The 22252-nt window shown below is 63.3% G+C and carries 13 protein-coding genes; 10 read left to right on the top strand and 3 right to left on the bottom strand.

Annotation, left to right across the window (positions count from 1 at the left end; genetic code table 11):
* Nucleotides 1-110: 110 nt before the first annotated feature.
* Nucleotides 111-968: a mechanosensitive ion channel family protein gene (locus BI364_RS15040; RefSeq protein WP_070079435.1), complete on the bottom strand. Its 858-nt coding sequence runs from the start codon at nt 966-968 to the stop codon at nt 111-113.
* A gap of 108 nt (nt 969-1076) precedes the next feature.
* On the opposite strand from BI364_RS15040, the gene recC reads away from it, so the two are divergent.
* From recC to recD, 3 genes are read left to right on the top strand one after another with little or no spacing between them, the layout of a single operon-like run.
* Nucleotides 1077-4316 (top strand): exodeoxyribonuclease V subunit gamma, encoded by a 3240-nt coding sequence (recC, locus tag BI364_RS15035; RefSeq protein WP_070079434.1) that lies wholly within the window; start codon nt 1077-1079, stop codon nt 4314-4316.
* Nucleotides 4313-7945, top strand: coding sequence for an exodeoxyribonuclease V subunit beta (recB, locus tag BI364_RS15030; protein ID WP_070079433.1), 3633 nt, complete (start codon nt 4313-4315; stop codon nt 7943-7945). Before recC ends, recB begins: the two co-directional genes overlap by 4 nt.
* Nucleotides 7942-9744 carry an exodeoxyribonuclease V subunit alpha gene (gene recD, locus BI364_RS15025; RefSeq protein WP_070079432.1) on the top strand — a complete coding sequence of 601 codons (1803 nt, stop codon included), beginning with the start codon at nt 7942-7944 and terminating at the stop codon, nt 9742-9744. Before recB ends, recD begins: the two co-directional genes overlap by 4 nt.
* 55 nt (nt 9745-9799) lie before the next feature.
* Here the strand turns inward: recD and BI364_RS15020 are convergent, their stop codons facing one another.
* A complete protein-coding gene (locus BI364_RS15020) occupies nt 9800-13003 on the bottom strand; it encodes a glycoside hydrolase family 15 protein (RefSeq protein WP_070079431.1) in 3204 nt (1067 codons plus the stop codon).
* Nucleotides 13004-13383: 380 nt separating this feature from the next.
* Between BI364_RS15020 and BI364_RS15015 the strand changes: the two genes are divergently transcribed.
* The 7 genes from BI364_RS15015 (at nt 13384) to BI364_RS14985 (ending at nt 21503) form a co-directional block, all read left to right on the top strand.
* On the top strand, nt 13384-13746 hold the full coding sequence (locus tag BI364_RS15015) for a SpoIIAA family protein (RefSeq protein WP_070079430.1): 363 nt from the start codon (nt 13384-13386) through the stop codon (nt 13744-13746).
* Between the two features lie 82 nt (nt 13747-13828).
* The gene (locus tag BI364_RS15010) at nt 13829-14146 is read left to right on the top strand and encodes a hypothetical protein (protein ID WP_070079429.1); all 318 of its coding nucleotides are present in this window, start codon (nt 13829-13831) and stop codon (nt 14144-14146) included.
* A 592-nt stretch (nt 14147-14738) separates the two neighbouring features.
* Nucleotides 14739-15143, top strand: coding sequence for a hypothetical protein (locus BI364_RS15005; RefSeq protein WP_070079428.1), 405 nt, complete (start codon nt 14739-14741; stop codon nt 15141-15143).
* Nucleotides 15144-15275: 132 nt separating this feature from the next.
* Nucleotides 15276-16028: a hypothetical protein gene (locus tag BI364_RS15000; protein ID WP_156782788.1), complete on the top strand. Its 753-nt coding sequence runs from the start codon at nt 15276-15278 to the stop codon at nt 16026-16028.
* Between the two features lie 876 nt (nt 16029-16904).
* A complete protein-coding gene (locus BI364_RS14995) occupies nt 16905-17312 on the top strand; it encodes a GFA family protein (RefSeq protein WP_070079426.1) in 408 nt (135 codons plus the stop codon).
* A gap of 149 nt (nt 17313-17461) precedes the next feature.
* Nucleotides 17462-18358 carry a DMT family transporter gene (locus BI364_RS14990; RefSeq protein WP_197495737.1) on the top strand — a complete coding sequence of 299 codons (897 nt, stop codon included), beginning with the start codon at nt 17462-17464 and terminating at the stop codon, nt 18356-18358.
* An 895-nt stretch (nt 18359-19253) separates the two neighbouring features.
* The gene (locus BI364_RS14985; protein ID WP_083251445.1) at nt 19254-21503 is read left to right on the top strand and encodes a TonB-dependent receptor; all 2250 of its coding nucleotides are present in this window, start codon (nt 19254-19256) and stop codon (nt 21501-21503) included.
* A 51-nt stretch (nt 21504-21554) separates the two neighbouring features.
* Here the strand turns inward: BI364_RS14985 and BI364_RS14980 are convergent, their stop codons facing one another.
* Nucleotides 21555-22169: a DUF1415 domain-containing protein gene (locus BI364_RS14980; RefSeq protein ID WP_070080126.1), complete on the bottom strand. Its 615-nt coding sequence runs from the start codon at nt 22167-22169 to the stop codon at nt 21555-21557.
* Nucleotides 22170-22252: the final 83 nt, after the last annotated feature.

Genomic DNA, 22252 nt, shown 5'->3' with positions numbered 1-22252 from the left:
ATGGCGTGGCGGTCGAGACTTCGGTGTCGCCGTAGGTGCGTTGCCCAGACGGTGATCCGCTCGTCTTGGTGCCGTCCCCGCTGTCGGGGGCGGGCACCCGGCAAGGTCTTTCAGGCGGCCTCGGTCTCGGTCTCAGCTTTGGCCTGCTGCAGGTGCACGTCCATCTGCGGGTAGGGAATGCCGATGCCGCTGGCGTCGAAACGCAGCTTGATCGCCTCCAGCAGGTCGCAGCGCGCGTTCCAGTAGTCGGCGGAGGCGACCCAGGGGCGGATGTAGAGGTTCACGCTGCTGTCGGCCAGATCCATCACGCCGCAGGTGGCGGCCGGCTCCTTGAGGACGCGCGCGTCCTCGGCCAGGATCGCCTCGACGATCGCCTTGGCCTTGCGGATGTCGGCGTCGTAGCTGATGCCCACCACGAGGTCGATGCGGCGGGTGTCGCGTGCGGAATAGTTGGTGATCACGTCGTTGTAGATCTTGCCGTTGGGCACGGTGATCTCGCGGTTGTCCGGCGTACGCATCACCGAGTTGAACACGCGTACGTGCTCGACCACGCCGAGTACCCCACCGGCCTCGACGAAGTCGCCCGACTTGAAGGGCTTGAATACCAGCAGCAGCACGCCGGCGGCGAAGTTCGACAGAGAGTTCTGCAGGGCGAGGCCGACGGCCAGACCGGCGGCGCCGAGAATGGCGATCAGCGAGGTGGTTTGTACGCCGAGCTGACCCAGGGCCGCGATGACCACCACTACTTGCAGAAACGCCTTGGTGATGGACTCCAGAAAGCGCACCAACATGGCGTCCATGCGCGCCTTGGCGAATGCCTTGCCGATCAGATGCGTGATCGTACCGGCCAACCAGAGGCCGATCGCGAGCACGGCCAGCGCCATCAGGAGCTTGATGCCCCACGGAATGGCGTAGGCCTGCAGTAATTGATGCCAGTCGAGCTTGCCGGGGTCGAGCAGCTGGTTCATGGTGTGTGGCCCTTGGAATGTGTGGATTGACGTGACGTCGAGTTCCTAGTGTAGTCGCGCATCAATGGCGGTTGCCGACGGCACCCATACTACGGAAGACTGTGCCGCATGTTCCATATCCACCACAGCAACCGCATGGAATGGCTGCTCGACGCGCTGGCGGATGTCTGCGGCGAGGCGCCGGCCGACCCGTTCGAGGCGGAGCAGGTGGTGGTGCAAAATCCGGGTATGGCGCGCTGGTTGGCACTGGGCTTGGCCGAGCGCACGGGTGTGGCAGCCAATCTTGAATTTCCGTTGCTCGCCACCTTCGTCTGGCGTCTCTACGCCGGTCAGCTCGATGCGGTGCCCGAACAGTCGCCGCTCGACCGCGAGGTGCTGCTGTGGCGGCTGATGACGTTATTGCCGGCGCAGCTCGAAGACCCCGCCTATGCGCCGTTGCGCCACTACCTGCGCGGGGCCGACGAACCGCTGCGCCGTTACCAGCTCGCGTGCCGCATTGCCGACCTGTTCGACCAGTATCTGGTGTTCCGCGCCGAGCGGGTGCTCGCCTGGGAGGCCGGCGAGGAAGACCACTGGCAGGCGCGGCTGTGGCGCACGTTATGCGCGGGCGGGCGTCCGAGCCACCGCGCCCGCTTGTATGCGGCGTTTGGCGAGCGTGCGCGTACCGGCGCGCTGCGCCGTGGCGATCTGCCGGCACGCGTGTCGTTATTCGGTTTGACCGCGATTCCACCGGCCTATATCGAAGTGTTGCGCGCGATCGCCGAGGTCATCGACGTGCACCTGTTCGTGCTCAACCCCTCGCTGAACTACTGGGGCGACATCGTTGACGAGCGCATGCTTGCCAGGCTGCGCGCCCGGCGCGCGCGGCTTGGCCGCACGGACGAGGCCGATCATCTGAGCGTCGGCAATCCTCTGCTTGCCTCGTTGGGCCAGCAAGGGCGCGACCTGGTCGACCTGCTGCACGCCGGTGCGAGCGAGGATCACGAGCGTTACGCTCCACCCGAACGGCTCGACCTGCTCGGCTTGCTGCAGCTCGATATTCTTTTGTTGCAGACGCGCGGGGACGGCGAGGGCGAACAACCGCCGCTGCCGCTCGCGCCGGAAGATCGCTCCGTGCAGGTGCACAGCGCGCACGGCCCGATGCGCGAGGTGCAGATACTGCACGACCGCCTGCTGGCACTGTTCGAGGACTGCGAGGGGCTGACACCGCGCGACATCGTGGTCATGGCGCCGGACATCGACGCCTATGCACCCTACGTCGAGGCCGTGTTCGGCGCGGCGCCGCCCGAGCGCCATATCCCCTGGTCCATCGCCGACCGTCATGCGGCCGCCGAATCGCCGCTGGCGGCGACCCTGGCGACGCTGTTGGCATTGCCGCAAAGTCGTCTGACCGTCTCCGAAGTCCTGACGTTGCTGGAAGATGCCGTCGTTATGCGCCGCCTGGGCTTGGACGACGGCGGGCTGGAGCGCGTGCGCCGCTGGGTGCGCGAGGCCAATATCCGCTGGGGGCTCGATGCAGGCATGCGCGCCGAGCTGGGGTTGCCGGCCGAGGATGCGGCGAGCTGGGCCTTCGGCCTGCGCCGCCTGCTCTTGGGCTATGCGATGCCCCCGAACGAAGGGCGGTTGTTCGCCGGCATCGCTCCCTATACGGACATTGAGGGCAATGAGGCGAGAGACCTTGGCCTGCTAGCCGATTTTATCGAACGCCTCGGTGCCTGGCGCACACGCCTTGCCCAGCCGCGTACTGCCGCCGCCTGGGCGGATACGCTCGGTGCGTTGCTCGACGATTGCCTCCTTCCTGACGAAGACGAGACGCGCTTCCTGCAGCAGGTGCGTGAGGTGCTGGAGACCTTACGCGGGCATTGCCAAGTGGCCGGCTTCGCCGAGGACATCGAGCTGGCGGTGGTGCGTGATCATCTGCGCGGACGGCTTGAAGATGCGCACGGCGGGCAGGCCTTCCTCGACGGTCGGGTCAGCTTCTGCAACATGGTGCCCATGCGCAGTATCCCGTTCCGCGTGGTTTGCCTGCTGGGCATGAACGATGGCGACTATCCGCGTGTGCAGCGCCCGCTGGGTTTCGATCTGATCGCCGAGCAACCGCAACGGGGCGACCGCTCGCGACGCGAGGACGATCGCTACCTGTTCCTGGAGGCGTTGCTGTCGGCGCGCGAGGTGTTTTACGTCAGCTACGTCGGGCGCGACATCCGCAGCAACGCCGAGCGCGTGCCCTCGGTACTGCTCGGCGAGTTGCTGGAAACCATTGAACGGGGATTCCGTGCGCCCGACGGGGGAGCGGTGCGCCCGTGCGTGGTGGTCGAGCACCCGCTGCAGCCCTTCAGCCCGCGTTATTTCACCGACGACGAGCGCCTGTTCAGCTACGCCGCCGAGTGGCTGCCGGCCTCGGCACATGCCGGCATCGGTGCCTTCCTCGGCGAGCCGTTGCCGGAGCCGGTGGCGGATGGGGCGCTCCCCTGGCGTGAGCTGGAGCTGGGCGAACTCGCCGTGTTTCTCGTACACCCCGCACGTTACCTACTCGAACGGCGCCTCGGTATCTACCTGCGCGAATACGACGCGCAAGCGGAAGACAGCGAGGCCTTCGCGCTGGATCACCTGGGGGCCTGGCAGCTCAAGAGCCAGGCGCTGGCGCTGGCGCTGTCCGGGCACGAGGCCGGCGAGCTGCGCGCACGCGCGCTGGCGGACGGCAGCCTGCCCAGCGCCGGTTTCGGCGAGCAGGCCTTCGCGCACGCCGTCGAGGCTGTACCGGCCTTCGCCGATGCGTTGCGCACGCTCGGCGCGGAGGCGCCGAGCGAGACCCTAGAGCTGGATCGCGTGTTCGGCGACTGTCGCTTGCGCGGTTGGGTGCGTGGCGTCGGTGCTGGCGGCCTGCTGCGTTACCGACCGGGCAAGTTGCGCGCGCAGGATCGCCTGCGCTTGTGGCTGGAGCACCTGGTGCTCAATGCGCTGGTGCCATCCGGCGTCGAGCCGGTCAGTGTGTTTCGCGCCGAGGACCGAATGTTGCGTCTCGGTCCGGTGGCGGACGCCGTTGATCGGCTGGCCGATCTGGTTGATCTGTTCCGTGCGGGTTGGTGCGCGCCGCTGCCGTTCTTTCCCGAGACCAGTCAGGTTTACGCCGAGCGCCTGCTGCGTCGGGGCGAGGATGCGAGTGAGGCGCGGATGGCGGCCGAAAAGGTCTGGCGCGGCAGTGACTTTGCCGCCGGCGACGGCGACGATGCCTACAATCAGCTGGCCTTCCGCGGGCGCGATCCACTACTGGGCGCAGACTTCGCCGAGCTGGCGCGGCGTGTCTATGAACCGCTGCTGCTGGCCGAGTCGGAGGACGGCGCATGATGCGGCCGCTGGATACGCAGACCTTTCCCCTGCAGGGCGTACAGCTCATCGAGGCCAGCGCGGGCACGGGCAAGACCTACACCATCGCCAATCTCTACCTGCGTCTGGTGCTGGAATGTCAGCTGCCGGTGCCCCAGATCCTGGTGGTGACCTTCACCAAGGCCGCCACGCAGGAGTTGCGCGCACGCATCCGGGCTCGCCTGCACGAGGCCCGTCAGCGACTCCTGAGCGGCGCGGTTTGCGACGACGGCGATCTGGGCAGCCTCGTGCTGCGCGCCACGAGCGGCGTCGTGGCGCAGGGGACGCGCCTCGACGCCGCCGCCGCGACGGCGCTGCTCGACGCCGCGCTTACGCATATGGACGAAGCGGCGGTCTATACCATTCACGGTTTCGCCCAGCGCATGCTCACCGACCATGCCTTCGAGAGCGGCGCGCCCTTCGAGGCCGAGCTGTTGGGCGACGAGCAGAACCTGCGCCGCGCGGCGGTCGAGGATTTCTGGCGCCGTCGCTTCTACGGTGCGCCAGAGGATGACGTTGCCTGGGCCTCTGCCGAATGGGGTACGCCGGAGGGCCTGTATCGGCAGATTGCAGCCTTGCTGGGGCGCGATGCCGCTCGCCTGTTGCCGGAAGACATTGCGGACATCGTGCAGACCTTGGCCACCCGTTGGGCGACGCTGCGCACAGGCCTGATCGATGCCTGGGCCGCAGAAGGAGAGGCCGCGTGCGAGCAGCTGCGGGCCAGTCCCGCGCTCAACCGCAACCGCTACCGTGCCGCCAGCGTGATGCGGGCCATCGATGCCCTCGCCGATTGGTTGGGCGGCAATCCATCGCAGGGCGAACTGCCCGAACGGATTGATCTGTTCACCCCGGCCAAGTTGACGCTGGCGACCAAGAAGGGCCACGACACCCCATCCGGTCCGTTGTTCGATCTGTGCGCGGAACTCGAAGCATTGGCGCCGAGACTGGCCCGTGCGCGCCGTGCGGTGCTGCTCCGCGAGGCCGTGTGCTTCACGCGAGAGGCGGTTGCGACGCACAAGCGGGCTCGCCGCCTGCTGGCCTACGACGACCTGCTGAGTCAGCTCGATGCGGTGCTGTCGGGGGAGGACGGCGCGGCCCTGGCCGAACGCATCCGCGCCCGTTTCCCCATCGCCATGATCGATGAATTCCAGGACACCGATCCGCTGCAGTACCGTATCTTTAGTGCCGTGTACGCCGTGGCGGATGCCGCGCAGCCCGCGGAAACGGCATCCACTCAACCGGCAAGCGGTGAGCGCGCGGAATGTGCGCGCGCCAATGCCCTGTTCATGATCGGCGACCCCAAGCAGGCCATCTATGGCTTCCGTGGTGCCGATATCTTTGCCTACTTCAAGGCCCAGCGCGAAGCGGGGGAGCATGCCTACACCCTCACGACCAACTGGCGTTCCGGTAGCGCGCTGATCGACGCCATTAACCGCCTGTTCGGTGCATGTGAGCGCCCGTTCGTGTTCGAGGAGATCGGGTTCCATCCCGTGCAGGCCTCGATCACGGCCGATGCGACGCCGCTACTGCTCAATGGCGTGGCGCCGCCGCCATTGATGTGTTGGTGGCTGGGGCACGACGCCAAGCCGCCACGCCCCAGCGCGCTCATGCCCTCGGTGGCCGCCGCCTGTGCCCACGAGATCGCCCGTCTGCTGGCCTGCGCGGAGGCGGGCGATGCGTGTCTGGGCGACAGGCCGCTGGTCGCACGCGACCTTGCGGTGCTGGTACGCGACCGCGTCGAGGCACGCATCGTGCGCACGGCGCTGGCGCACGCGGGCATTGCCAGCGTATTCCTGACGCGCGACAGCATTTTTGCCACGGCGGAGGCCGAGGCCTTGCGTCGCCTGCTGCGTGCCGTGGCCGAACCCGGTGACGCCCGCGCCCTGCGTGCGGCGCTGGCCACCGATCTGATCGGCGCCAATGCAACGGCGCTGGAGGCACTCAACCACGACGAGGCCACCTGGGAGTCGTGGCTCGGACACTTCCAGCGCGCACAGATGCACTGGCGCGAGCATGGCTTCATGGCGATGTTCACGCAGTTGCTCGGCGATTGCGCCATCGCGCACCGGCTCCTGGCCGAGCCCGACGGCGAGCGGCGCATGACCAATCTGCTGCAGCTCGGCGAACTGCTCGCGGTGGCCGCGGGCGAGCGCAGTGGTTTCGAGTCTCTGCTGCGCTGGCTGGATGCGCGCATTGCCGATCCGGACGGCGAGGACGAGGCCCAGCAGCTGCGTCTGGAAAGCGACGAGTCGCTGGTGCAGGTGGTTACGATCCACGCCTCCAAGGGCCTGGAATACCCGCTGGTATTCCTGCCGTTTCCCTGGCGTGTGCGCGCCATCGATCCGGACAAGGCCAACGATGACGGCAAACCCTTTCTGTTTCACGCGCAAGAGGATGAGACGCTGTGCGCCGATCTCGGCAGCGAGGCGCGGGTAGCGCATGCAAAGCGCGCCGAGCAGGAACGTCTGGCGGAGGATCTGCGCCTGCTCTACGTCGCGCTCACCCGTGCCCGCCAGCGCCTCTATCTGAGCTGGGGGGCGGTGGCCGGCGCCGAGCAGTCCGCGCTTGCCTGGCTGCTACACGGCGGGGTCGGCATGATCGGGCAGGACGAGGCCGCGATTCGCGCCGACTTGTTCCGGCTCAACGCAGGCGGCGAACGCCTCGAATTGCGCGAATTGCCATCAGATCGCGCGGTGCCGTTGCCGCCGGTGGATGCCGCGGTGCGGCGCGCGCGGCGCTTCGCCGGTCGTGTCGATGCCGGGTGGCGCGTGACCAGTTACTCCGGGCTCGTCGCTGACCACGGCACGCGGCCCGAGTTGCCGGACTATGATGCCGTGGCGCTGGATGAGGTCTCATCGAACCCGCCCGCGCGCACCGTTCGCGATGCTTTTGCCTTTCCGCGCGGCGCGCGCGCGGGCTTGTTCCTGCATGCCTTGCTGGAAAGGCTGGATTTTCCGCAGGCGCAGGGCGAAATACTGGCCCAGGCCGTGCGTGCAGGCTTGCAGCTGCACGGCTTCGCGGCGGATTGGCAGCCAGCCATCGAGGCCTTGGTCCGCCAGGTGCTGGACACTCCGCTCGACGATGCCGGTTTGCGTCTGCGCGACATCGCCCGCACGGATCGCCGCGACGAGCTGGCCTTCTATTATCCCTTCGCACCGCTGTCGTCGCGCGCGCTCAACACGTTGCTGGCGCGCCGTGGTTCGCTCGCGCTTGATGGCGCGGGGCTGAGCTTCAATCCGCTGCGCGGCATGATGAAGGGCTTCATCGACCTCGTGTTCCGCCGCGACGGGCGCTACTACCTCGCCGACTACAAGTCCAATCATCTCGGCGACCGCGCCGAAGATTACGCACAGGGGAATCTCGCCGAGGCCATGCGCGAGCACCGCTACGACCTGCAGTACCTCATTTACTGCGTGGCCCTGCACCGGCACCTGCGCGCCCGCCTGCCGGGCTACGACTACGCACGCGATTTCGGCGGCGTGTTCTATCTCTTCCTGCGCGGCATGCGCCCGGCCGACGGCCCACGCCTCGGCGTATACCACGACCGCCCCGAGTCCGGGCTGATCGACGCGCTGGACGCCCTGTTCACCGGCGAGGCGGGCGGGGCATGAGCGCACGCGAGACCTTGCAGCGTGCCGCCGCGCTCGGCCTGATCCGCGCGCTGGACGATCACTTCGCGCGTCTGATCGACGACCTTGCCGACAACGCGCCGGACGGCGTGCTGTTCGCCGCGGCCCTCGCCAGCCACCAGACCGGCGAGGGCGATGTGTGTCTGCACCTTGCCGACTGGGCCGGGCAGTCGCCCTTCGAGGCGCTGCCCGCGCTGCGTCTGCCGCTGCTCGCCGAATGGCGCGCGATGCTCTCCGCCTGTCCAGCGGTCGGGACCGACGCGACCGCGCCGCTGGTGCTCGACGGCGACACGCTCTACCTCGCGCGCTACTGGGCCTTCGAGACCGCGCTCGCCGCCGCCCTGCGCGGGCGCGCGGAGGATTGGGCAGAGGGCGTGGATCGCGCGCGGCTCGCTGCCGGCCTGCGCCGGCTGCTCGGCGAGGACGACGCCGCGGCAGATCAGCGCCGCGCCGCCGCGCTCGCCGTGCTACGCCGGCTGGCGGTGATCTCGGGCGGCCCCGGCACCGGCAAGACGCGCACCGTCACCGCCATCCTCGCGCTGCTGCTCGAACAGACGCCCACGCTGCGCGTGGCGCTGGCCGCGCCCACCGGCAAGGCCGCCGCGCGGCTGGCCGAGTCGATCCAGGCCGCCAAGCGCGAGCTGCCGCTGAGCGAAGACCTGCGCGCGGCAATTCCCGAGCGCACGCACACGCTGCACCGCCTGCTCGGCATCGTGCCGGGGCGTAGCCAGCCGCGGCGCGACGCGGACAATCCGCTGCACGTCGACCTGCTGGTAATCGATGAAGCCTCGATGGTGGACCTGCCGCTGCTCGCCCGCGCGCTCGCCGCCCTGCCGCCGCACGCGCGGCTGATCCTGCTTGGCGACCGCGGCCAGCTCGCCTCGGTGGAGGCTGGCGCCGTGCTCGCGGATATCTGCGGTGAGGGCGCCCTGTCGGGCTATTCGGAGACGATGCGCGTGGCGCTGGACGAGACCGCAGGCGAGGCGCCGGTGCCGGTGGAAGACGGCGCGGCTTCGCCGATGGCCGACAGCGTGACCTTGCTCGCACACAGCTACCGCTTCGCGCAGGCGGGCGGCATCGCCGCGCTGGCGCGGGCGGTGAACGCCGGCGACGCGGACGCGGCGCTCGCCGAGTTCGACGCCGGCTGGCCGGACCTCGCGCTGGCACCGCCCGCGCCGCTGGAGCCACGCCTGGGCGAGCGGCTGGACGAGGCGCTGTCGGCCCTGTTCGGCGCCGCCGGTCCCGCCGAGGCACTGGCCGCGCTCGGCCGGCTGCGCATCCTCTGCGCGCTGCGCGAGGGGCCGTTCGGCGTGACGGAAATCAACGCGCTGGTCGAGCGCCATGTGCGCCGCCGCTTCGGCGTCGACACGCATCGCCCCTGGTATCGTGGCCGGCCGGTGATGGTGCAGGGCAACGACTACACCCTCGAACTCTTCAACGGCGACGTCGGTATCACCTGGCCGGACGAAAACGACCAGCTGCGCGTGTACTTCGAGGGCGCAGACGGCGGGCTCAAGCGCGTGCATCCGGGCCGTATGCCGGCGCACGAAACCGTCTACGCCATGACCGTACACAAAAGCCAGGGCTCGGAGTTCGACGAGGTGCTGCTGATCCTGCCGCGCCAGGATGTGCGCGTGCTGACCCGCGAGCTGCTCTACACCGGCATCACCCGCGCCCGCCATCGCGTGGAGCTGTGGGCCGATCCGGTGATCGCCGCCGCCGCCGTCGCCCGCCGCGTACGTCGTGCTTCGGGGCTGCGCGCGCGGCTTTGGGGCGGCTGACGGCGGGCAGGTAGCGCTGACGGCGGTGTCGGGCGGACTGGCGCGAATGCCGGGTTCATGCAGACTGGCGGGCGCTGCCGTTGAGCAGGAAGGCCAGCGCGTCCATCACGTGATTGGCGACCGCGGACGGCGGGCTGAGATAGAAATTCGTCCAGGCCACGGCGCGCTCCTCGTCGTAGAGCGACGACCGATCCGGGTGGGCCTGCTCCCAGGCCAGACGCACGGCGTGGCCGATGATGACGTCCAGGAACAGGGTGTTGTCGATGCGCAGCCCAGGGTTCTTCCACATCACCACCATCAGGACCTGCAAGGCCTCGCTATAGAGCTGGCGCGCGTCCGCCGCGGGCGTCTTGTTGAGAAGGTGCTCGACCCGGTCCTGAAACTGTTTTTCGCCGCGCGTCATGTCGGCGCACAGCTTGTGATCGAGGCGGCGCTTGGGGTTCCACTGATCCCCGATCACCAGGCCGCGACTCTGGTTGACGATGTCCCAGACGCCCTCGAAGAAGGCGTCGGGGTAGCGTCCGATGCTGCCCTGGATGGCGCGCCATCGGTGCCAGTCGCCGGCATCCGTGTTGTCCGGGTCCATGCTGTCGTCGAAATGCACCCGCAGCATGCCGCTGGAATCGGCGGAGACGTGCATGTGCTCGGATTGGCGCATGGCGTCCTGCGCCGCGTGGTAGTGCTGCAGCACGTCGCGCAGGGCGCTGGCCAGTTCGTGCGGCTCCATGTCCATCAGCACATCCAGCGCGCCGCTCATCGTCGGCTGCTCGGTGCGACGCTGGCGTACCGCGATCAGGTGCAGCAGCTGGCCGGCGCGGATCAGGCTCATGTTTTCCAGCAGCTCCGGATGCGAGCGCACCATCAGACCCAGGTTCAGGATCAGCTCCTGGGTGAGGATCTGCGCGCGCGGATCGTCGGCGTTGAATTCGCGGATGGTATGCAGGATCTCGTCGGCGCCGACCGGGCGGCGGAAGGTGGAGTGGCGGTTGTAGGAGCGCGAGACGCTGAATGCCTTTTGCTGCACCACGATGTCGGTGGCGGCGCCCTCCAGGTCGATATCGTGCTTGCGCAGCGCGTTCGCGCTCAGTCGGATCAGCCGCCAGTGCCTGGCCTCGCAGGCGCGCAGGTAGACCTCTTCGAGCAGGTCGCGGACCCGTGCCGGGCGATCTTGCATGTCTTGCAGGGCGGTCATGAAATCCAGGCCGTGACGCGTTTCCAGTTCCAGTAGCGCCTCGAATTGCGTCTGTAGGCTGCCGCTGCGGGTGACGGTCTGGATCAACGACTCGTCGGGCAGCGTGTGCAGTGCGAGTTGAACGGCGGCTACGGTTTCGTCGGTTTCCGAGGCCTGCATCAGCGTGAAGCAGGGGCGGTCCGCCATCTCGTCCGGTTCGTCCGGAAAGCGGTAGCCGTGCAGCATGTCGATGCGTTCGCGCCCCGTGGTGGGCAGAAAACCCGCCAGACGGCCGAGCTGCACGGGGGTTTCGCCAACCCGGCCCTCGCGACAGGCTTCCATGAATTGCAGCAGGGCGCGGCTGCCTTTTTCCCCCAACATGCGCGCCTTCACCACCATCACCACCAGCGGCCGGCCGGAGGCATCCCATTGCTTGCTGACGTAGGCCAGCTCCATCTTCAGGCGTTCGACCAGCAGCACGTTGTCCAGCGCGAGATAGAAATCGTGCCGATTCATGAACTGCGGCTGGAACACCATCCGCCGACCTTCGAAGGTGTATAGCAGGCTGGTGGCCAAGCCGCGCAGATGGCGCAGCGGGCGGCCGCTGAGCCCCAGGCGCGGATTGCATCCGAGCTGGCAATAGGCCTCGGCCAGGCTCTCGGCATCGTGTACCTGGATAGGCGCCACCTCGGCGAGCGTCTCGCTCTTGATGCCCTGTTCCTCCAGGCGCGCCTTGACGGCCGGCGACTCGGCCAGCAGCGCGAACTGCACGCGGCGGCCGCGTTGCCGGCCGATACGCAGGCGCCGGCCGAGCGGGTCGATGTCCGACACATCCAGCAGACCGTCCTGGATCAACGCGCCGAGGATATACAGGCTCTGCGCCCACACCAGCGGCACGTTCTCGTTCGGCTCGCGCTGCTGGCTGTGCGGATGGGTTTTCTCCGCCTCGATCAGCCCGGCCGGCACGCGATAAAGCTCGGGCAGCAGCCGCTCGCCGTCGCGCTCGACCAGCAACGATTCGAGTTTTTCCCGATAGCTGCGCGCCATGCCCTCGTCGCCGCGATACAGGTGGTAGAGCAGCAGATAGGTGAAAAACAGCGGCCACTCGCATTCGATGTGCTCGAACTGCAACATTTCCTCGGGTTCGTAATGCAGGCGGTCCGAGTCTTCGATCGCTGTCTGGTGGCCGTCGCGCAGGAAGCGCGCGCAACCGTATTCGCCCTGCAGCTTGCCCACCACATCGGCGACTGTCTCCTCGACCAGCGCACGGTCTTCCACCGCGAAGGCGGGGTAGCCGAGCACGCTCAGGGTCGCGGCGTCGATCTCCTTGGACAGCGACTCCTTGGGCAGCATGGATTCCAGTGTGATGCGCGCGCGCGCGATCTCGTCCGGCACCACGTGGATCACCGAGGCCTGCCCGCCGCCCGGGCCGAACAGGTTGAATCCGCTCATCGCCTCCAGCGCCGCCTTGGCCATGCCCACCGAGCTGCTGTTCACCTCGGCGATGCCGTGATTGATCTTGTTGCCGCGCTCCCAAATGCCGTAGTCCGGGGTGCGGTAGGCGCGCCCGATGTAGTGCACCAGGTTCTGCACGAAGTTCACCTCGTCGAGGGTGAACACGATGCGCAGGCCCGAGGCGATCATCTGCGCCAGCATCAGCAGGAACAGTGAAGTCGCATCCAATTGCAGATGCCCCCATTCGTCGTCGCCGACGACCGCATCGCCCGTTTCCGTGTCGTATTTCGCGTGCAGCGCGTCGAGCGGGTCCAGGGTCTGCTTGAAGCGCTCCACCTTGGGCGACTGACGCATCATCGCGGTCAGCAGCCCGCGCATCAGCTTGACCACGCTCTGCTCCAGCAATAGGGTGCGCCCGCCGCTCTCGTCCAGCCGGCGATAGGCCAGCCCCACCCCCCAGGCGGCCAGGATGCTGTACACGTTGTCGCGCACCCAAGCATCGGTGTAATCGCCGTGGGCGGTGATCGCGGTGCTGGCCGGCAGCAGGCCGGTGATGGGGTGCTGGCGCGACAGGATGATGCGCGAGACCTGCTGGTAATACGTGTCGAGCGGGTCGAACGAGCCTTGGATCATCCGCGGTTTCCGTGGGTGAAGTGCCTGTGGTGATCATGCGTTGGGTCGTGCGTGGCCGGCAGTTTGCACCATCCCGGCGCATGTGGGCGCGGCCGGGCCCGCATCGGCGCTCAGTTTGCCTCCCTGAAGTCCGCAGCGCCAGCGCAGCGGCGTTGCAGACCGTTCCGCGCGCGCACCCAGCCCCTATGGCAAGCAATAACGGCGTCACGTCGAGCCATCGGGTATCCGCCCCGCGATCCCGTCGGTGACGACATTGCCCCTAAGTTGCGTGCGGGAACTTTTCGGCCATCAAGCGGCCTGACTTATCACAGACGCCACGCGCGACCGCGCGCGGCGAACGGCGCCCCCAGCGACGGGCGCCGCCAAGGGGGAAAGCCGCCATGATCGAACGCATATCCGACCTGCCGCCCGGCGTCGTGGGCCTGACCGCCTCCGGTCAAGTCACCGCCGAAGACTACGAAACCGTCGTCATCCCCGCCGTCGAAGCGGCACTGAAGGCGCACGACAAAATCCGCCTGCTCTACCACATCGGCCCCGACTGGACCGGCTTCACCGCCGGTGCGATGTGGGACGATGCCAAGGTCGGCCTCACGCATCGGGCCGCCTGGGAAAAGGTCGCCGTCGTCACGGACGTGCCGTGGATACACGCCGGCATGAAATATTTCGGCTTCACGATTCCGGGGGAGGTGAGGTTGTTTGGGAATGGAGAGCTGGATGAGGCGAAGGTGTGGGTAGCGGGGTAAGGCGATATCGGGATGAGGTGTGGTGCAATAAGGCTAGACCTGACACCGTCCGTGCGCTGTATTTTTCTTTAGGATTCACTGTATGCCCAGCATCCTCGTCAAAAATACAAAAAATAAAAATTTGGAATGGCGGAATATTACATTTCCTGAAAATAGTGAAATTCCAGTTGATGTCATTTTGTTTGATAAGTTGATCAATGAGTTTGTCCCTGTTTACGGAAAATGTGGTTTGACTTGGGATGAAAATAAATTTAGGGATGAATTGAAAAAAATACATCCACCTGAAAAATTACGATTGCTTAAGAATGTTGGTCAATGGCTAAAAGCCAACGTGTTGGCGGCTCTTATTGTAGCCGTAATTACAATCATCCTTGGCTACTATATGCCCAAGTGGTTATAGGTGGCACAAGACAAAATCCACTAATTCATGCCGGCAAACAAGGCGGTGTGGTTATGACCATATCCAGAGAATCGAGATCAGGTTCAGATTTGTAGTATTTGGTCGGCGTCCGGGCGAAGCCATTAAAAAAGGGTATCCGGAATCTAGCGTTGAACTCAGCGATGAGGATGGAGCTGCCTCTTGTTGAATGCCGGTCGTCGCAGAAGAATCGATGTTCGTACCAAGTTGTTGAAAAGTCATTGGCGCAACAGGCTCAGGTCGGTCGATTATTCAATTTATTGGGTATCCGTATTTCAGTGTGATTGACCACAGCGCGCAGGTACAAGTACGTTCCTTGAAAGCAGACAGTTGATTAGGGACACTGATAGGCAAGAGTCGGCCAGGAGGAGTCGGTCGCCGCTTCAATAACTTAGCCAGTTGAATGGCTGTTTCTGAATACAGCGGTCTCATCTGGAAGCAATGCGGCTCAACAGAGTCTAATGAACCTGTAGCGTTTTAAGTAAGGCCTTTACCTAGACTGTTGTTTTGTCTCTCAGATCTTTCTATATCTCTGAGCATTAGTGAATGCTTTATATGAATTTGGAGTATCAACATGAAACTCAATGATCACGACCATGGGGATCTGGTCGCTATTATGCGAAACAAAAGAGCAGCCATGCTTATTTGGAGTGTTTACCTCGAAGGAGATTTGCACACACAAGACCCGAAGCTACTCGAGCTGGATAAATCCAAACGGGAGGATTTACAGGCGCTTTTGAAATGCCCCGGATGGTTCGAGGTTTTTGGTGATGGCAAACGATTTAAAGTTTCTTCTGCGGTTAGATCCGAGATTGGTCATAATTTACAAGAGAGAGTGCCCGGTGATTTGTCTGAACAAGAAGTGATAGATCAAGTAATTTTGCCATTGGGTCAGAATTACGAGTCGTGGCTTAGCCAAGACATTGTAGATCGCTTTAGTAGTCAATGGAGTCCAGCGGTGTCTAGATTTGCTCGGTGAGCGTACAAGCTACACAGCCACGGGCCTACTATAACTACACTTTAGGTAAACGCCTTACGTTTTTAGCCGACGGATTCCATATGGTTGAACTTGGCCGTAATTTAAACCCTTGAACTTGAGTGTTAGATTGTAATGATTTGGTTTCATAAAGGACGTATACCTGATGGACCGTGGCAATTCCTATCGGTTACGTACAATGGCTTACGTGATATTGAGGATACTCTTTCAACAGACATCGACCTTACGGAAGGTTTAGGGTGTATATCAATAACAGGGCGAATGCAGGCATATCGTAAAGCCGTCCTGCATCGTGTGCTTGATCTAACGAGAGGGGTGGTTGTTTGTTGGAATGAAAGGGCGCTCGTTGGTTCACTTGTATGTGCACGTTCATTGCTCGAAACACTGGCAATCTTTCATTCGTTTCTCAAGCGCGCCGATAAAGAGGTCAAGGCAAAGGAATGGGAAACGTTAAGTCGCCTCGTTGACGCATATGCGTTCTCCACATCTTCTGGTCCCGATAAAAAGAACAAATCCACAGAGAGTCCACCAAGAGTAAATGCGGCTGTTATTGAATTTATAAAAAACACCCAAAAGGACAAGGAGCAGTTTTGGGAACAAATATGCGACGACGCGCATCCAAATGGCAAAAGAATGATGTTGTATGGCGGGTTATTGCAGGATTCTCGGTATATCGATAAGCCCATAGAGGAGAATGAGCGTGGGTTGTTTCCTGCTGTATACAACTCGCTTTATTCTTGCTGTTGGTTGATTAGCGCAATACTGGATTTCGATGTCCTTCTTGAAGAAATTAGATATGGTGGTGACTTGCCAGAAGATCACGAGTTAATGGTGAAACGCACGAGAGTAATGGGGTCAGGTCCATAATTGTAACATTCGCCAACCCCGATATTAAATATCGCCACACGGTTTCGGGCGCGAATCAGCTTTCTTGCTTTTGATCTGACGTAACGACGCGCCCGAGTCCATTTCTTTATTCGCGTAAAGAAATGGACGAAAGAAACGCGCCCGAAACGCCTTGTCCCTACGGGCAGACCTCGCCCGCACACGCAGTCGAGGGGCGCAGCAGGCAATCGCCATCCGGGCGAAGCCTGCTCGGGCGGCGTCCTGCCGCCCGACCCCACGTCGGCACGCACGGGCGAGGCAAGGCGTAACCGGGTATCAAGATCAAAGGCGAAGCCGCTTCGCGACGGTGACGCGCTGCGCTTGTGTCTTTTCCTACCCTCTTATCGCCTTGCCTCGTGGGGATGCGACTGGACGGGGCGGCTCGGAGGACCCGGGCCGAGCAGCCTGCGCCTGGATGGCGCTTGGCTGCGACCCCGGCCAGATGGATTCACACGAGGTCGCCCGTGGGGCCCAGGCGATCCGGGGCGAATTTCTTGGGTAACTTTCTTTGTTCGTCCAAAGAAAGTTACTCGCACGCCCGCCCGCACCGGAGCCATTAAAAAAAGCGGTCGTTGAAAGCGTGTGAAACCATCTCGCCGCTTTCTACTCACTGCTTCTAACCACTTCACGCTTCGCTCAAAGCGTGTGAAACTCTCCTCCCATATTTTCCCTTGAGCCGAATAACGTCCTTATTCGGCTCACAGGTATCCATCCGTGGGCGGAAGCGCTATGCCGGCGTAGATGGACTAGATTTGGCAACATCCCGACTGACCGTCACGCAGCGGGCGGCCGCATCAGCAGTTATGACCTTGCCTGGTCCTCGCCGGACGGCGGCTGACCATCAACGGAGAGAATCACATGCGCGTGCAATGTAGTTGCGGAAACGTCGAGCTGGAAATATCAGCCGAGCCGATGGCCCAGTTTTTCTGTCATTGCGACGACTGCCAGGCCGCGCATGGCGCGGCGTACGTGCCCGAGTCGGTCTATCGCGCCGATGAGGTGATGGTCGTCAAGGGCGAGCCGGCGGCGTGGGCGCTGGAGCGCAATCCGCGCGCGTTTTGCCGCGACTGCGGCACGCGCTTGTTCATCGAGGTCACCGCGCTGCGGCTGCGGGGCGTGAATGGATACATGCTGCCGGCCGGGGCGTTTCGGCCTGAATATCACATGCAGTGCCGGTTTGCCCGGCAACCCATCCAGGACGGGCTGCCGCACTATCGGGCTATCGCCCCGCAATTCGGCGGGCCGGATGAGTGCGTAGCCTGGTAAGGCGTCGGTGGCCACGCCACGACTGCTTCGCAAGTGATGTCGCCATCGTGCAGGGCCTGCGCGACTGTCTGGCTCCGCGCCATTCGCAGACGCAGCCCGCGCCAGCCGATATCATCGTCGCTGCTTCCTGATACGAGCCGATGCCGGAGATGACTGTACGGACAAGCGATACCCTGGATCGAGACATCGACCGGCGCGGCGTGATGGGTGCGGTGGTGACTTCCATGTCTTGGGCCGCGACCGGGGTGTGGGTGAATCTTGCGCCCGCGCTGTCGCCGCTGGCGCTGGTCGCGTGGCGGCTGTTGCTGGCGGCGGCGCTGTTCTGGCTGCTGTTCCCCCGCGTGCGGCGCGGCTTCGGGCTGCAGGCTTGGGGGCTGGGCGCGATGTTGGTGGCGTATTACCTGGCTGCGGTGTTCGCGTTTCAGCACGCACCGGTGGGCGAGGTGGCCCTGTGCATCGGCTGCGCGCCGCTGTTCGTGTTGCTGTATCAGGCGCTGATCGGCCGGTGGCCGACGTGGCGCGAGATTGTGGCGGTGGCGTTGACGCTGGCGGGTCTTGTCGTGATGGTTTGGCCTGGGCTGCTTGGCACGGGCGTGGCGCGGATGTGGTCGGGATTGCTGGTGGCGCTGGTGGCCGCCGCGCTGACGGCGGCTTATGCGACGCTGCACCGGCGACTGGCCCTGCGGCAGCGTGCGCCCAGCGGTGCCGAGATCGGCCGCACGGCCTTCGCACCGCTGGGCGCGGCGTTGCTGGCTGTGGCCTGGTTGCATGGGCCGAGCGTCCGTGTGCTGCCGCTGGAGATATTGCCCGTGATCGCGGTGATTGGTCTTGGCATTGTGTCGACGGCGCTGCCCACCGTGGCGGTCGCCGTGGCTTCCAGCCGTCTGCCTGCGTTCCTCAACACCCTGATCCGGCTGACGACCCCGCTGTTCGCGACCGGTTTCGGCTGGGCCTTCCTTGCGCAGCAGCCAACGGCCTGGACGGTTGCCGGCGGTGCGCTGATCCTGTCCGGCCTGTTCGTGCAGGGTGTGCGCGCCAGGGAATAGGCTGATTGATTGCCCGCAGGGCGGGATAGGTCAAAGTAATCGAACAATCGTGCCGCGTGGGGGTCTGAATTATCGATAAAAACCACTTTATTCGTATCGCGATGACTTTCCGGGGAGGTCTTGTCATGCGGCGAATTTGTCTTGTCGGTCCTCGCGCCATCCGGTCTTTCCTGTTGGTGCTAAGCAGCTTCTCAGCGGTCGGTGCGGCAGCCGCAATGCCCTGTCCGATCCGCTCTACGCGTGTCAGGCAACATTCGCCGAAGCGGGCGTGAAGCATGATTTCCCTAACTAACCCTTACTGCGCGAGATGCGCAACAGCTGTGCGGAAAAGGCGGCCGGCATGGCTGGATTCCGGAGCGGCTATTGCGGCTGTATGACGGATGCGGTGTCGGCCACGCCGGGTGTGAACGGGCAATAACGGGGCCAGCCTCGTGCATGCGCGGCTGGGGGGGCGACGCAGGCGCGAGGTTGCCGTCGTATGGCCGGCATGCATGGGTATGTTTTTCCTGAGTTCGGCGAATGAGCGCGAGCGGTCGGGCACCGCTCCGCAAATCGCGTGGAGCGCGACGCATTTCCAGATTGTTTGTCTGGATAATTATTCGGTTATCGACAAGACAAAATAACCATCTGTATTAATCGTGTTGTTCTCTGCGACATATCGTCGCAGATCGCCGTAAATACCTCTGAAAGTCGCGACATATCGTCGCAGAAACCAGTCTGGCTATTGGACCTTGTGAAGGTATCGAATAGGGTGTGCGCGCTTATCTGTATTTCAGGGATTCGATATCGCAATCGACAGCCGGAGTCATGGCCATTCGCCTGTCCGCCAGGTGTCGATTGAGATTAATTCTGCGACAGGGATTTGGTCGCGTAGCCGCCTTCATTCGAGAGGATAATGATGAAAAACAAGCTTCCCACGCTTGCAGGAGTGATATGTCGTAACCAGGGTCTTGCCCCTTTTGCCAAAAAAATGCTGGCGGTGTCGATTGCATCCGCTGCCTGTGGTTTTCCGTATGCCGCATTTGCCGAGACAACGGCCATACATGTCCCGGTGGTGACCATCAATACTGCCACTTCGTGGGAAGCGGAGATGGGCGCGCAGGTGTTGTCGCCCGCGGCGGTAAAAAATTATGGAATGAAAACCAGTAATACGGCCGATATGTTGAACAGCATTCTCGGTGGCAGCGTGTTCAAGACGGGTGGCGTGTCTGGATTTCCGGTCGTGCATGGCCTGATGGATGATCAACTGCATTTGTCGTTCGCCGGCATGCAGCTCAATTCCGCCTGCCCGAATCACATGAATCCGATTCTTTCTTATCTCTTTCCGAGCCAGCTCGGCGGGATGACGGCCTATACCGGTATCGTGCCGGTGAGTGCGGATGGCGATAGTATCGGTGCTTCGGTCATCGTGCATCCCGCGCCGCCGAAATTCGCGATGCCGGGCAAGACCCTGTCCAGTGGAGAAATCGGTGGGTATTACCATACCAACGGCGACGCGACGGGCGCGCATCTGGCCGCGACCATCGCCAACGACGCCTTCAGCATGAAATACAGCGGCGATGTAGCGCATGCCTCGGACTACAAAGCTGGCGGTGATTTCCATGCGGCGGGCCCGGCGGCTATGGGACGGGGCTCGATCGGCGCGGACGTGGTGGGATCGTCTGCCTACAGCACCAATAATCAGATGCTGGAGTTCGCCTATCGACACGGCACGCAACTGACCAGTCTGTCGGTTAATTGGCAGAATATTCCCCATGAGTATTATCCGAACCAGCGGATGGACATGGTGGCGAATAAGAGCACCCTGATCCATTTCAATTATCGTGATCGCTTCGACTGGGGCAATATCAAGCTGCACGTGTATCACCAGGACGTACGCCATACGATGAATCTCGGCAGCGACAAGCAATATCAGTACGGCACCACGCCGGGCATGCCGATGAAGTCGCACGGCCATATCGACGGCGTCAAGCTCGACGGCATGATCCACCTGGATCACGGCGATTTTCTGCGCGCAGGCCTGCTGCTTCATTCATTCCGGCTGAACGATTACTGGCCGCCCTCGGGCACTGGGATGATGGCGCCGAATACGTTCAATAATATCAATGACGGGCATAGCAACCGCTACGATGCGTATCTCGAGTGGCATCGCCAGTGGGCACCGCGCTGGACGACGCTGGTGGGCGTGCGCGGCGATACGGTCGAGCAGAATGCAGGCGATGTACATGGCTACAACATGATGTACAACACGCAGGCGGCGACGTTCAATGCGCAGTCTCATCAAAAAACCGATCACGACTGGGACTGGAGTGCGATCGCCAAATTCAAACCGAGCGATATGCAGAAATACACCTTCGGTGTGATGCGACAGGAACGTTCGCCGAATTTGTATCAGCGCTACACCTGGTCCTCGATGCCGATGATCGCGGTGATGAATAATATGGTCGGTGACGGTAACGGTTATGTGGGTAATCTGAATTTGAAACCCGAGGTTGCCTACACCGCTGATATCAGTGGCCAATGGGCCAACACGCAAGAGCATCCGTGGGTCGTTAATGCCGATGCGTATCTGACGCAGATACACGATTATATCGGTGAGCAGTGCGCTCCCGGCACTACCTGTCATGCTGGAAAATTCAATATTCTACAGTACACCAATCAGCAGGCTCGCATGGCTGGCGCCGACTTGATGGGCAAGGTGAGCGTGGCGCAGACGCAGGCGGCAGGCGAGTTTTTTCTGAACGGTAAAATCAGCTACATACACGCTCGCAACACGAGCACGCACCAGGGTCTTTTCGGCATCGCACCCTGGCAGGGGGATGTTGAACTCAGCCAGAGCACAGTGCACTGGAACAATGCCGTCGCGGTGCAATTTGTCGGCGCGAAAACAAATGTTTCGCAAATTCAAAGCGAACCGAAGACGGGTGCCTACGCGATCGTGAATCTGCACGCGACCTATACGCAGGGCAACGTGACGGTTCGCGCTGGCATCGATAACCTGTTCAACCGGCTGTATTACAACCCGCAGGACGGCGTCTATGTCGGCCAGGGTATGACCATGATGCTCAACGGCGTGCCCGCTGGCATTACGGTGCCTGGCCCCGGCCGTTCGTTTGATATCGGCTTCGACGCGCGCTTTGCGTAGTGCGGGTTTGCGGGATGCGTGGAGAGGTCGCGCATCCCGCCCTGCCGGGTGTCAGGTTTGGTCGTTGCCGATTTCCGCGCTATCCGCATTCAGGCAGACCGCGAGTTCCGAGCGCAGGCGTTCGCTGCCGAGCGCCCTGAGCGCGTCGATGTTGCGTTGAGGGATGGCCTCGGGGTCCGGGTAATGTTCCAGAGCCGCGTTCAGGCTGCTTTGACGCAACAGGTGCAGCATGGGGTGAGGGGAGCGGTTGGTATAATTTTCCGCGTCTTCGGGCTGGGTGTCGGCGAACTGGTAGTCGGGGTGAAAGCTGGCGATCTGGAAATCCTCGCCATGGCCCAGGTCTTCGATGAGCGCGTCAGCAAGATCGAGAAAATCGTTGTAATCGAGAAAATCCTGCAACACGCCGGGGTGGATCAGCAGCGTGGTTTCGATTACCTCGCGCGGTGTGTCGCGCAGTTTCAACAATTCGTCGCGCAGCTCCGTCAGCAGGTCTTCGGCCCGGTCGGCGCCGGAAGCGACATAGCGAATGCGCTGGGTTTCGAAGGGGCCTCGCGCGAACGGGCACAGGTCGTGGGCGATGACCACGCGCGCCAGCCAGCTGCGGGTTTGGGCTACGGCGTTGGCGGGCTCCGGCCGTGGATGGGCCGTGTTCGTATCGCGGGTCATGGGGCAGCTCTTGAGTGAGGGTGGTTCGCTCGGGCGGGTCGCGTGTCGTTCAATTTCGTCGCGCCGGCTTTCGCTGGCGGAGC

Origin of the sequence: Acidihalobacter yilgarnensis (genome assembly GCF_001753245.1) — a bacterium.
GTDB classification, from domain to species: domain Bacteria; phylum Pseudomonadota; class Gammaproteobacteria; order DSM-5130; family Acidihalobacteraceae; genus Acidihalobacter; species Acidihalobacter yilgarnensis.
Note: the sequence above shows the minus strand (reverse complement) of the source record. Positions and strands in the feature narration are given on the sequence as shown.